General features: G+C 32.3%; 11 protein-coding genes. 1 reads left to right on the top strand and 10 read right to left on the bottom strand.

The annotated features are described in order from the left end of the window. Positions 1-65: 65 nt before the first annotated feature. From C8N26_RS00160 to secDF, 4 genes are all read right to left on the bottom strand, one after another. Positions 66-629, bottom strand: a complete 564-nt coding sequence (locus C8N26_RS00160; protein ID WP_120185529.1) for a hypothetical protein — start codon at positions 627-629, stop codon at positions 66-68. Positions 630-746: 117 nt separating this feature from the next. Next, positions 747-1,736: a GTPase ObgE gene (obgE, locus tag C8N26_RS00155; protein ID WP_028891172.1), complete on the bottom strand. Its 990-nt coding sequence runs from the start codon at positions 1,734-1,736 to the stop codon at positions 747-749. A 70-nt stretch (positions 1,737-1,806) separates the two neighbouring features. After that, entirely contained in the window at positions 1,807-2,925 is a 1,119-nt protein-coding gene (locus C8N26_RS00150) for an adenylate kinase (protein WP_120185528.1), read from the bottom strand. 87 nt (positions 2,926-3,012) lie between these two features. Next, positions 3,013-5,991: a protein translocase subunit SecDF gene (gene secDF / locus C8N26_RS00145; protein WP_120185527.1), complete on the bottom strand. Its 2,979-nt coding sequence runs from the start codon at positions 5,989-5,991 to the stop codon at positions 3,013-3,015. A gap of 207 nt (positions 5,992-6,198) precedes the next feature. Between secDF and C8N26_RS00140 the strand changes: the two genes are divergently transcribed. After that, the gene (locus C8N26_RS00140; RefSeq protein ID WP_120185526.1) at positions 6,199-7,875 is read left to right on the top strand and encodes a formate--tetrahydrofolate ligase; all 1,677 of its coding nucleotides are present in this window, start codon (positions 6,199-6,201) and stop codon (positions 7,873-7,875) included. 75 nt (positions 7,876-7,950) lie between these two features. Here the strand turns inward: C8N26_RS00140 and C8N26_RS00135 are convergent, their stop codons facing one another. The 6 genes from C8N26_RS00135 to thrS all read right to left on the bottom strand — a co-directional run bounded on the left by C8N26_RS00135 (position 7,951) and on the right by thrS (position 13,048). After that, complete coding sequence (locus C8N26_RS00135; protein WP_028891168.1) at positions 7,951-8,991, bottom strand: XAC2610-related protein; 1,041 nt, start codon at positions 8,989-8,991, stop codon at positions 7,951-7,953. A gap of 151 nt (positions 8,992-9,142) precedes the next feature. Continuing rightward, positions 9,143-9,727 (bottom strand): hypothetical protein, encoded by a 585-nt coding sequence (locus C8N26_RS00130; RefSeq protein WP_028891167.1) that lies wholly within the window; start codon positions 9,725-9,727, stop codon positions 9,143-9,145. A 96-nt stretch (positions 9,728-9,823) separates the two neighbouring features. After that, positions 9,824-10,168: a 50S ribosomal protein L20 gene (rplT, locus tag C8N26_RS00125; RefSeq protein WP_028891166.1), complete on the bottom strand. Its 345-nt coding sequence runs from the start codon at positions 10,166-10,168 to the stop codon at positions 9,824-9,826. A gap of 95 nt (positions 10,169-10,263) precedes the next feature. Then, the gene (rpmI, locus tag C8N26_RS00120) at positions 10,264-10,461 is read right to left on the bottom strand and encodes a 50S ribosomal protein L35 (RefSeq protein WP_028891165.1); all 198 of its coding nucleotides are present in this window, start codon (positions 10,459-10,461) and stop codon (positions 10,264-10,266) included. A 47-nt stretch (positions 10,462-10,508) separates the two neighbouring features. Then, on the bottom strand, positions 10,509-11,027 hold the full coding sequence (gene infC, locus C8N26_RS00115) for a translation initiation factor IF-3 (RefSeq protein WP_262607195.1): 519 nt from the start codon (positions 11,025-11,027) through the stop codon (positions 10,509-10,511). A gap of 74 nt (positions 11,028-11,101) precedes the next feature. Then, a complete protein-coding gene (gene thrS / locus C8N26_RS00110) occupies positions 11,102-13,048 on the bottom strand; it encodes a threonine--tRNA ligase (protein ID WP_120185525.1) in 1,947 nt (648 codons plus the stop codon). Positions 13,049-13,806 lie beyond the last annotated feature (758 nt).

The following is a 13,806-nucleotide window of genomic DNA, read 5'->3' as shown; positions in this document are numbered from 1 at the left end:
TTTACTCTAAAATTATTGGAAACGTGCTTTTATAGAAGCGAAGAGAGTGTTGTAAACAGTTTTCACTAATGTCTGTAACACCTTCCGCTGCAGTTAGTTGTTCTATTTCTACATCTAGAACCCTTTTTTGTCCTTCCAGTGCATTGAGTACTCGAACATTTGCTTTTATAAGTTTTGCCTGTAGAATAGTTAAAAGAATTCGAAGTAGTGTTTTTTTTGAAAGAATTATAATATTCTTTTTTTTGACTTAATAAATTAATTGGAGGCTCTAGATTTGAAATAAAAGTAAATCCAATCTTATCTTTAATTTTTACTTTTAGATAAATATCTTCTTTACCTATAACAAGAAGCTTTTCTCCATCTTTAATTTTGGCGATAATTCTCCCTCCTTTAATTTTGTTTTTTACCTCTAAATACTTTTTATAATAAGGAAGTTTAACTGTGATTTCATAACCTTCAGCCTTAATAATCTTGATTATTTCTTTTTCGGCATTTTTTATTTTTTCATCTATGATACTTTTTTCTTCTTTAAGGTTGTTAATTAAGATTTCTAAACTATCTATTTTAGTTTGACAAAAAATATTAGTTGAAATTAATAAAATCAGTATTAGTAAACTTGTCTTTTTCATGTTTTTTTTTAAAATGAGTAGTTAATTTACTAATTTAATTTTTTGTCTATTAATAACCAAAACAAAAAAGCAACCTCATATGAGATTGCTTTTTGTAATGTTATTTAGAAAGAAGAATTAATTCAACATTTGCCATAATTTATCTTTCAGTTCTGTTAAACCTTGTTGGGCAACAGAAGAGATAAATATAGTTTCAATACCTTCTGGTAAATCTTGTTTAATTTCTTCTTTTAATTCGTCGTCTAACATATCCGATTTCGAAATAGCTAACAAACGATCTTTATCTAACAATTCAGGATTGTGCTTGCGTAATTCATTCAATAAGATTTCATATTCTTTTTGAATATCTTCACTATCGGCAGGAATTAAAAAGAGTAGGGTAGAGTTACGCTCGATATGACGTAAAAAGTGATGTCCTAAACCTTTTCCTTCAGCAGCTCCTTCAATAATTCCAGGAATATCGGCCATTACAAAACTCTGGTGATTACGGTATTCTACAATTCCTAAGTTAGGTTTTAGGGTCGTAAACGCATAATCAGCAATTTTCGGTTTTGCTGCGGTAATAACTGATAATAACGTTGATTTTCCAGCATTTGGGAAACCAACTAAACCAACATCAGCTAAAACTTTTAACTCAATACGGTACCAACCTTCCTGTCCGTCAATACCTGGTTGTGCGTAACGAGGAGTTTGGTTTGTAGATGACTTAAAATGCCAGTTACCACGACCGCCTTTACCACCTTCTAATAAGATGATTTCTTGTCCGTCTTCAATAACTTCATGTAAAATTTCGTCAGTATCAGCATCACGGATAATAGTACCTAACGGAACAGGAATTATAACATCAGCACCATCATGACCTGTGCTACGACTAGCACTACCATCACCACCATGTTCTGCTCTAAAATGACGTTTAAATTTTAAATGGAAAAGTGTCCACATATTCTTATCGCCACGTAAAATTACGTGTCCACCACGACCACCATCACCACCATCAGGACCACCTTTGGTGATATACTTTTCGCGATGTAAGTGAGCAGATCCACGACCACCTTTACCAGATGATGCGTAAATTTTTATATAGTCGACAAAATTTCCTTCAGTCATTGTTTTGGGTTTTAGGTTAAAGATAAAAGGCAAAAGAACATTTGCCCTTAACCTTTACCTTTTTGTTTGTTTATAATGTATCAAATACGTCTGATAAACGTTGTGTGATCTCTTCAATAGAACCAACTCCGTTTATGCCGTAGTAATTGCCTTGAGCTTGATAAAAATCTTTTAAAACAGCTGTTTTAGTGTTGTACTCGTTAAAACGATTACGAATTTTACTTTCGTCCATATCATCTGAACGACCACTTGTTTTTCCTCTTTCTAAAATACGGTCAACTAGTAAGTCTTCAGGAACTTCTAAAGCAACCATTCCGTTAATGCGCTCACCTTTTTCAGCTAAAAATGCATCTAAAGCTTCTGCTTGAGATTCTGTACGAGGAAAACCATCAAAAATAAATCCTGCTACGTCAGCATTTTTGTTAACCTCTTCTTTTAACATGTTAATTGTAACTTCATCAGGAACTAAATCACCAGCATCAATATATGTTTTTGCTAATAACCCTAATTCAGTTTGATTTTTAATATTAAATCGGAATACGTCTCCTGTAGAAATGTGTACTAAATTGTATTTTTCTTTTAAAATTTCTGCTTGTGTGCCTTTTCCTGCACCTGGAGGACCGAATAATACGATGTTTTTCATTTTGGGTTGTGTTGTTAATTGATAAATAGCGGGTAAATTTCTACCATAACCTTTGTAATCTAAACCGTAACCAACAATAAACTTGTCTTCAATACCTTTTCCGATATAGTCTATATGTAATTCTTTACGATATACATCTGGTTTGTAGAAAAGTGTAACTATTTTTAATTCTTTTAAATTTTTTGTTGCAAAAATCTCGTAGATTTCTTGAAGTGTTGTTCCGGTATCAATAATATCTTCTAAAATGATAACAGTACGTCCTGTCAAGTCTTCGTTAAGACCTATTAAACTTTTTACATTTTCTGTTGAACTAGTACCTTCATAGGAAGATAATTTTACAAAGCTTATTTCACAATCACCTTTGTATTGACGTAAAAAATCGGCAGTAAAAACAAAGCAACCGTTTAAAATCCCTATAAAAACAGGAACCTCGTCTTTTGGTAAGTCATTTTTAACTTGTTTAGCTAAAGATGTAATAATGCTAGAGATTTCATTAGCTGAAATGAACTCTTTAAAATATAAATCGTGAAGTTTTGTAATTTTCATCAGAATGCAAAGATAGTTTCTTGATATTAAATGAAAAAACCGTTTTGAATAAACTTCAAAACGGTTTTATATATGTTTAAGTAGCGCTTATTTGTTTTCTTCTTTTTTAGAAACGTCGAACATAATTGGTGTTGCAACGAATAAAGAAGAGTAAGTACCTACCACTACACCCACGATTAATGCGAACATGAATCCTTTAATACTGTCTCCTCCGAAGAAGAAGATAGCTAACATTACTAATAATGTTGTTAAAGAGGTGTTGATAGTTCTTCCTAAAGTACTACATAATGCTTTGTTTACTAAGTTAGCAGTAACTGAATTTTTACCTTCAGTAAACTCTCTAATTCTATCAAAAATTACCACGGTATCGTTTAATGAGTATCCTACTACTGTTAAGATAGCAGCGATAAACGACTGACCAATTTCCATATCAAATGGCATGAATTTGTATAATAAAGAGAATACTCCTAATACTACTAATACATCATGGAAAACAGCAACTACTGCACCGATAGAGTAAGCCATTTTTCTAAAACGTAATAAGATATATAAGAATACTACAATTAACGATCCTAATACCGCCCATAAAGCAGCCTGCTTAATGTCGTCAGCAATTGTAGGTTCTACTTTCATATAACTCATAATTCCGTTTCCAGCTTTTTCAAAACCTGGTTTGAAATCCTCGTAAGAAGTATTTCCTAAGTGAGACTTTAACCCATTGTATAAAGCAGTTTGTACTTCGTCATCAACTTCAGTTCCTTCCTCGTCAATTTTAAAGGCAGTTGTAATTTTTAATTGATGATCAGATCCATAAGTTTTAACCTCAGGAGCAGTACCGAATACAGCTTTTAATTCTTCAGCAACCTCGTTACCTTTCATAGCTTCGTCAAAACGAACTACATAAGAACGACCTCCTTTAAAGTCAACTCCTTGTTTTAATCCTACAGTGAATATAGAAACTAAACCAACAACGATGAAGAATCCTGAAATGATATAAGCGATTTTACGTTTTTGTAAAAACTCGATAGAGATGTTTTTAAACCAGTTTTTAGATAATCCAGTATTGAAAGGTAAACTTGTTCCTTTAGTAACTGCTCCGTCAATAAATAAACGAGTAATAAATACAGCAGTAAATAAAGAAGTAGCAATACCAATCATTAATGTTAAAGCGAATCCTTTAATTGGTCCTGTACCAAAAGTATATAAGATAACACCCGTTAATAAAGTGGTAATGTTAGCATCAATAATTGCAGATAATGCTCCTTTTATACTAAATCCTTCCTCTACAGAGTCACCTAAGTTTTTACCTCCGCTTAAAGCTTCTTTAATTCTTTCGAAAATGATTACGTTCGCATCAACCGACATACCTATAGTTAAGATAATACCCGCAATACCTGGTAATGTTAATACAGAGTTGAAAGAAGCTAAAATTCCGAAGATGAATAAGATGTTTACCACTAAGGCAATGTTAGCATATAAACCAGCTCTTCCGTAATATAAGAACATCCAAACTAAAACTAAAATAATAGCTAATCCGAATGATGCCATACTTGCATCGATAGATTCTTTACCTAAAGAAGGTCCAACTACTTCCATTTGAATAGCTCTAGCAGGTGCAGGTAATTTACCAGCTTTTAATACAGTTGCAATATCTTGTGCTTCTGTAACGGTCATAGAACCTCCAGATATTTGAGTGCTACCTCCAGAAATTACTTGGTTTACACTAGGGGCTGTATATACATAATTATCTAAAACAACAGCAACGAATTTACCAACGTTTTCACCTGTCATTTTTGCCCATTGCTTAGTTCCTGTAGCATTCATTAACATAGATACCACAGGCTTACTCATTTCATTATATTCTTGCTTAGCATCGGCAATAACGTCACCATCAATTGGAGCTTTGTCTTTTCTATTAGATTTAATAGCGTATAAATTTATAAGTTCACTACCATCAGCACCTGGATGTGCTTTATAATCCCATAAAAACTTAGTGTATTTTAAGTTGTTAGGTAATAAAGCTCTTACTTCTTTGTTATGTAAAAAGTTATTAACTTTTGCTGTATCTTGAACTCTAGATTGAGCTACTAAAGGACTCACTTCTTGAGGACTTCGAGCTACATTAGGGTATAAGTAAGTGAATAAGTTCTTTTGAGTTTCAACATTTGTTGAATCAGCAGACTCACCTAATAAATCATCAATATTATCAGCTGTTTTAGTAGTATCTTTAACTTCTTCAGTAGCTGAGTCATCTTTTAATAATTCAGCAACTTTAGCATTCGCAGTAAAGAAAAAGTTTTGTACATCAGCATTTGTGTGTACTTCCCAAAATTGTAATTCAGCAGTACTTTGTAATAATTTTTGAGCACGATCAATATCTTTTGCTCCTGGTAATTCTACTTGAATTCTACCAGAGTTTCCAATACGTTGGATGTTTGGTTGAACAACTCCAAATTTATCAATACGGCTACGTAATACTTCAAAAGCAGTGTTGATAGAAGTGTTGATTTCTTCTTGTAAAGTCGATTTAACCTGCTCGTTGGTTTTATTGAAGTCTATTTTATCACGTAAAGCTTTAGTTCCAAAAATGCTTGGGTCGCTTAATTTAACGTTACCGTTGCTTAATTTTTCGAACTCATCGTAGAATAAATCTAAGTAATTCGCTTGACTGTTCTTTTGAGCTTCATCAGCATTTTTTAATGCTTGCTTAAAAGTTGTGTTTTGAGAATCGTTAGATAATCCAATTAAGATATCTTTTACTGATACCTGTAAAATTGCATTAATACCCCCTTTTAAATCAAGACCAAGGTTCATTTCTTTGTCTTTGATGTCGTTGTAAGAGTACTTAGCAAATCCTAAGTTTACTACCTCTTTGTTAGCTACGCTATCTAAGTATTTTCTTTCATATCTAGCTAAAGCTCTTCCATTGTTATCACTAACATTTGCTTTCGCATACTGTTTCGCGCTGTCTTCTACCTTATTGGCGAAAAACGAGAACGATAATTGATAAATACTTACTAAACCAAAAAGTATAGCAAATAATTTAATTAATCCTTTGTTTTGCATTGTAAATAATTTAAATCGACTTTATTTTAAAAACGTGCAAATATAGCGTTTCGTTAAAAGAAAAGCCAATTCTTTTATCATATTTATGTAATAAGCTAATAATTGGGGAATAAATGCTAACAAAAGTCAGTTTTTGTAGGGATTATATTGCGTATATTTACCTACTTTTTACAACAAACAAATAACTTAAATTTTAAACAATTTGCCATGGCGCATTTAACCGATATCGAGATTGCTCAAGCAAAAGAATTACAACATATTAAACATATAGCCAGTAAATTAAAAGTAAGTGAAGATGATTTAGAAATGTATGGAAAGTACAAAGCTAAATTACCACTTGATTTAATAGACGAAGAAAAGATAAAAGAGAATAATTTGGTGTTGGTAACAGCATTAACTCCGACACCAGCAGGCGAAGGAAAAACAACAGTTTCTATTGGGTTAACTGAAGGATTAAATAAAGTAGGAAAACAAGCTACTGTCGTATTACGTGAACCATCATTAGGACCTGTTTTTGGTATTAAAGGAGGTGCCGCAGGTGGGGGATACTCTCAGGTAGTTCCTATGGAAGATATCAATTTACATTTTACAGGAGATTTTAATGCTATTGAAAAAGCAAACAATTTATTGTCTGCCTTAATAGATAACAATTTACAGAGTAGCGTTAATAATTTAAATATTGACCCAAGAACTATTTTATGGAAGCGTGTTATTGATATGAACGATCGCTCTTTACGTCAAATAACGATTGGACTGGGAGGAACAGCTAATGGAATTCCTCGAGAAGACGGATTCAACATTACACCAGCATCTGAAGTAATGGCAATTCTTTGTATGGCAACTAATTTTGACGATTTAAAAGAACGTTTAGGGAATATTTTTATTGGATTTACTTTTGATAAAAAACCAGTTTTCGCTCGTGATTTAAAAGCGCAAGATGCTATGGCTATTTTATTAAAAGATGCTATAAAACCTAACTTAGTACAAACATTGGAAGAGAATCCTGCAATTATTCATGGTGGACCTTTTGCAAATATCGCACAAGGAACAAACACAATTATTGCGACTAAAATGGGATTGTCATTATCAAACTATGTTGTCACAGAAGCTGGTTTTGGCGCAGATTTAGGAGCTGAGAAATTTTTGAATATTAAATCACAATATGCAGGATTAAATCCTAAATGTGTGGTGTTGGTAGCTACCATTAGAGCGTTGCGTCATCACGGAGGTTCACCAAAAGAAGAATACAATACGCCGAGTTTAGAACGTGTACAGAATGGATTCAAAAACCTTGAAAAGCATATTGAAAATATTAGAAAGTTCAATATTGAACCTGTTGTAGCTATTAATTCTTTTATTTCCGATACTGATGAAGAAGTACAGTTTGTAATTGACGCTTGTGCTAAATTAGGAGTGCAAGCAGTCGTTTCAGAAGGATGGGCTAAAGGAGGTGAAGGAACTAAAAAATTAGCCAAAGCTGTGGTTGATGTAGTTGAAAATAAAGCAACTCAATACAAACCGTTGTACAATTGGAAAAGTCCTGTAAAAGAGAAAATAGAAAAGATAGCTAAAGAGATTTACGGTGCTAGTGGAGTAACTTACGATAAAAAAGCAGAATTAAACTTGCGAAGAATAGATAGGTTAGGTTTTAATGATTTTGCTATTTGTATGGCTAAAACTCAAAAGTCTTTTTCTGATAATGAAAGTTTAACAGGAAGGCCGGAAGGGTTTACCGTAAATGTTCGTGAAATAGAAATAGCAGCTGGTGCACAATTTATCATTCCTATTTTAGGAAAAATGATGCGTATGCCTGGGTTACCTGCAGTGCCAGCATCAGAAAACATGAAGATTGATAATAACGGAGTAATCTCTGGTTTATCTTAATAGGTAGAATAACACATAAAAAAATCCCGAGTTACAAACTCGGGATTTTTTGTTAAAAATATTCGAAGCTAAAACTTATTTGCTGATTAGATTGTCTAATTTTATGTTTTTCAGAGTTTCTAAGCTTCCTTCTATAGAACTTAGTTCTCCTTTTAAATCGTATTTTTTACCATTTACCGTAACAAGTATTCCAATGCTATTAATTTTGTTTTCTTCACCTTTTTGATAGATTTGGTAAGTTGCATTCCTGTTTTTAAAGGTCAATGTGTTATCTTTCCTATTGAGGGTGAAATTATGATTTTCTTGTATCGTTTCAAGAGGAAATGAAAATTCTACAACTCCGTTAGGCTTAATCAACGCATAATTAAGTTCTTGGTCATTCATGCTGAATAGAACTACCTGTTTTTGGTTTTTAATAAGATTAAATGATAGTATTTGAGAGATTCCATCATATTCTAAATCTAGTGTTTTAGTAGTTTTTTTGCTTTTTTTATTGTTACTCCATTCTGTTGTAGTAGTCGAATAAAAAGGAGCATTTTCAGCACTTTCTTCTATGATTAGAGTAGGGGTTGGTATATTGTTAACTACTTTAAAAGTTGAATATTGATGCCAGCAACAACCACTTTTTGTGATAGTGTGAATGGTTTTTGTGTTGTCATTCGTTTGAAACATACCACAATATTCTTGTGCTAATCGAGTAAACTCAGGACTAAATGTTAGTTTGTTGTTAATTTCTAGATATATTCTAAAAGATGGACCATGATAGCAGCTAAATTGACCATCCATAATGGCTAAATCTTTAATGCCATCAAAATTAAAATCTTTATATATTAAAATACTTTGTTCTCCATAAGGAAGTTCTAAAATATTAGTTTTAACAACTCCTATGGTCTCTAATTCAAAGGTTAATTCGTCGGAGTAGATTTCTATTATTTTTGTATTTGTTTTAGAGTCAAAAACGACAACACTTCCTTTTTTAAAAATTTCATTTTCATAACCTTTTTCAATAGTTAACAGTCCTTTATATTTTTCTGAAAAACCTTTAATCTCGTATTTGGTTTGACTAAATGTGTTCAGGAAAGTGAAAATTAGTAAGAGTGTTAAATTCTTTTTCATTAATTAATTTGTTAAGTGTATTAATTTCAAATAGCTTTTTTATACAGACAAAAATTATCTAAATAATGTAAAAGGTTAAACCAAAAAACAACCCTTAGGTTACAGAAGTAGCCAGATGAGGGTTGCTTTTTTATGTTAACGAGTGGTGAGGTTAATTTACACCACGTTGTTTGTTTATTTCATCTTGTAATTGTCTACGTAATTTTTGTTCTTTTTCTATAGACTTCCTTTTGTACTGCTCAAACTCTTCTTCAGTATCAGCTAATAAACTCTTAGTTTCTTTAGTAACTACATTACTATTATTAAAACGATAAATAAAGAAAGCTAATCCAGCTAATAATGAAAAAATAATACCCCATACAATAGTGTTATAGGTAGCCTTGTCTAAAGGAATTCCAATAAATGAAATCGCATCTTCTTTACCAATAGAAGTAGCTAAATCCGTATTTAGAGTATCAATTTTTGTTTGTAACTCAGTAATACTTTTTTGTTGTTCATTTATTTTAACTTGTTTAGAAGCAGCATCTGTTTTAATTACCTTTATACTGTCTAATATACTTTTTTGAAGTCTTAAGTATTCATTCTTCTTTATTACTTTATAAATCTGGTAATTATTTGATTTTTTATAAAGTTCATTAAATTGGTTCTCAACAGTATTTGGTTGTTCAGGAAGGTTTTCTTGAGCGATAATACTTTGAGTAAAAATAAAGATGAATGCTATTTTGAAAAATTTCATAGGATTGGTATTTTATTTCAATTGATGAATATAAGATGGTTTAAAAAAACCCAAACGTTTAGGTTTGGGTTTTTAGTATAAGCAAGGTTATGAAACTTATTTTACTTTCTCTACAATGGCCTTAAAAGCTTCTGGGTTGTTCATAGCTAAATCAGCTAAAACCTTACGGTTTAACTCGATATTATTAGCTTTAACTTTACCCATAAACTGTGAGTAAGACATTCCGAACTGACGAGCTCCAGCGTTAATACGTTGAATCCATAATGAACGGAAGTTTCTCTTGTTGTTTTTACGGTCACGGTATGCATAAAGCATTCCTTTTTCAACCGCATTCTTTGCTACTGTGTAAACGTTTTTACGACGTCCAAAGTAACCTTTTGCTTGCTTCAAGATTTTCTTTCTTCTATTTCTTGAAGCTACTGAATTTACTGATCTTGGCATAATTCAAATGTGTTTTTGTAGTAGGCGACTTATTTAAAAGTACTTTATTGAGCCTAACTCCATGGTTAATAATTAATTTACTACCTGGCTAACAATTATTTTAATACTAATTGTTGCTTAATGTTAGCTTCATCAGACTTGTGTACTAATGTAGCGTGTGTTAATGCAAGCTTACGTTTTTTAGACTTCTTTGTTAAGATGTGACTTTTAAACGCGTGCTTTCTTTTGATTTTTCCAGAACCAGTTAACTTGAAACGTTTCTTGGCACTAGATTTTGTTTTAATTTTAGGCATCTTTGATCTTTAGTTTTATCTTGCTTATATTATTGTTACAGATTTGTTTATTTAACCTTTTTAGGGGCGATAAACATAATCATACGTTTTCCTTCCAATTTTGGCATTTGCTCTACTTTACCATATTCTTCTAGTTCTTGAGCTAGTTTTAATAGTAAAATTTGTCCTTGTTCTTTAAATACAATCGAACGTCCTTTAAAGAAAACAAATGCTTTTAATTTTGCTCCGTCTTGTAAAAACTTAACGGCATGTTTCTTTTTAAACTCATAATCATGTTCATCAGTCTGAGGTCCGAAACGAATTTCTTTTACAGTAACTTTGGTAGCTTTTGCTTTTAAAGCTTTTTCACGTTTCTTTTGCTCGTATAAGAACTTTTTGTAATCAATAACTTTACAAACAGGAGGAACAGCTTTAGGTGAAATTTCAACTAAATCTAATTCTAACTCTCGTGCAATCTCTTTAGCTTTAGCTAAAGGATATACACCTACTTCTATGTTATCGCCTACTAGACGAACTTCGTCAACATATTTAATCTTATCGTTAATTCTATGTTGATCTTCTTTAATTACTCTTGCGGGTCTTCTACCGCCTTTTCTTCTAATTGCTATGACTTATAAATTTAAAATTACTATCTATTTTTTTAACTACCGAAAGGAACTAATGTTTTACTAACTTCATTCTGTATTAAAGAAATGAACTCTTCTATAGTAAATGTGCCTAGGTCTCCTTCGCCATGTTTCCTTACAGATACTGTGCCATCTTTTTCTTCTTGTTCACCAACAATTACCATAAATGGTATTTTGTTAACTTCGGCATCACGAATCTTTCTTCCCGTCTTTTCGTTGCGATCATCAACGAGGGCGCGAATTTCGGAATTTTCCAACAAAGTTAAAACTTTTTTGGTATAATTTTGATATTTCTCACTGATTGGCAGTATAATAACTTGTTCTGGGGTTAACCAAAGTGGGAAATTCCCACCGGTATGTTCTAATAAAACAGCAATGAAACGTTCCATAGAACCAAATGGTGCACGGTGAATCATTACAGGGCGGTGTAATTGGTTATCAGCTCCTTTATAATGTAAATCGAAACGTTCTGGTAAGTTATAATCTACCTGAATAGTTCCTAACTGCCAACTTCTACCTAAAGCATCTTTTACCATAAAGTCTAACTTCGGTCCATAAAAAGCTGCTTCACCTTCTTCAATTACATAATCTAAACCTTTATCTTTTGCTGCATTGATAATTGCTTGTTCAGCTTTTTCCCAATTTTCAACAGAACCAATATATTTATCAGGATTTTTCATATCTCTGATAGAAACTTGAGCGGTAAAGTTTTCAAAACCTAATGATCCGAATACATATAATACAAGGTCAATTACGTTTTTAAATTCTTCATCTAATTGTTCTGGAGTACAGAAAATATGTGCATCATCTTGAGTAAAACCACGTACACGTGTTAAACCGTGTAATTCGCCACTTTGCTCATATCTATATACAGTACCAAACTCAGCAAACCGTTTAGGTAAATCTTTGTATGAATAAGGTTTATGGTTGTAAACTTCACAGTGATGCGGACAGTTCATAGGTTTCAATAAAAACTCCTCATCTTCTTTTGGAGTTGTAATTGGTTGAAAACTATCTTCACCATATTTAGCATAGTGACCAGAAGTAACATATAATTCCTTTTGACCAATATGTGGAGTCATTACCATTTCATATCCTGCTTTCTTTTGAGCAGCTTTTAAGAAGTCTTCAAGTCTATTACGTAAAGCAGCCCCTTTAGGTAACCATAAAGGTAAACCTTGACCTACTTTTTGAGAAAAAGTAAAAAGTTCTAATTCTTTTCCAAGTTTTCTATGATCACGTTTTTTGGCTTCTTCAAGAAGTTCTAAATATTCTTTTAATTCTTTTTGCTTCGGAAAAGAGATTCCGTATACACGAGTAAGCTGATTGTTCTTTTCATCACCGCGCCAATATGCACCAGCAACATTCATAATCTTTACAGCTTTGATAATTCCAGTATTCGGAATATGACCTCCGCGGCATAAATCAGTAAAGTCACTATGGTCACAAAAAGTAATATCACCATCCTCTAAACCTTCAATAAGCTCTACCTTATATTGGTTATCTTGTGCTTTATAATAAGCTAAAGCATCAGCTTTAGAAATAGAACGCATTTTAAACTCTGCTTTTTCGCGAGCACGCTCTAAGAATTTCTTTTCTATCTTATCAAAGTCTTTTTCAGAAACGGTATCCTCACCAAAATCAACATCATAGTAAAACCCGTTTTCAATAGCAGGACCAATTGTCAATTTTGCGTTCGGATAAAAATCTAAAATAGCTTGCGCTAATACGTGAGCAGACGAGTGCCAAAAAGCCTTTTTACCTGCTGTATCATTAAATGTATATAAAACTAACGAGCCATCTGTGGTAAGTGGGGTAGAGGTTTCAATAGTGTTTCCTTCAAAACTAGCCGAAATAACATTTCTAGCTAAACCTTCACTAATACTTTTAGCAACATCTATTGGAGTGCTGTTCTTTTCAAACTCTTTGACGCTCCCGTCAGGTAATGTAATTTTAATCATTATATATTATGTGTTATGTGTAATTTCCTTACAAGTGGAAATTTTGAATCGCAAAGATATTGTAAAAGCATTTTTAATACAATATATATATAAGGTATTTCAAATAAGCTAATCTATTTGTGTGGGCGTTCCACTTTGTCATTGGTTTCCGCTGCGCTACAACAATACAAACTGTCGGGCTTTCCACTATATCTTTTGTTTTTAGTCTCAACTAAACTTTAAAAATAAAAACAAAAGGATGTCGCTGCAATCCCTAACGCGAATTGTTACCGTTATTATGATGTATAAATAGAGAACTCTACCTTTTTAATAGCAGGGGGAGGGCTAAAATAGAAGTGTACTCGTTGAAGAAGGGTGATGGAATAAAAAAAGTTTACATGTAAATAGTTAAGGTTTAACAGGTTAAAAAGAGGGGTAAGAAAAAGGTAAGAAAAGTGCTTGTTGAATGGAAAAAGGGTTCTATATTTGCACCCGCTAACGGAAAAGCGGTAAGCTAAAAAGTTAGTAAGAGTTCATTAAAATAGGGTGTGTGATACAATAAGAAAAGGTTAAAAAATAGTTTAATTTTTTCTTGTTTTATTTAAAGTAAAGGTAGTATCTTTGCAGTCCGATTTTAACGGAGACAGTTCATTAAAACAGCGAAAAACAGACTAAAAAAACTTTAAAAAAGTTTTTGTCAGAATAAAAACAGTTTGTATGTTTGCACCCGCTTTAAGAAAGCGATACGATCACAGGAATTTTGGAAAGCGATCAGCTAC

Origin of the sequence: Tenacibaculum lutimaris (genome assembly GCF_003610735.1) — a bacterium.
Taxonomy (GTDB): domain Bacteria; phylum Bacteroidota; class Bacteroidia; order Flavobacteriales; family Flavobacteriaceae; genus Polaribacter; species Polaribacter lutimaris.
The sequence above is the reverse complement of the archived record's forward strand: the minus strand, read 5'-3'. Positions and strand labels throughout refer to the sequence as shown.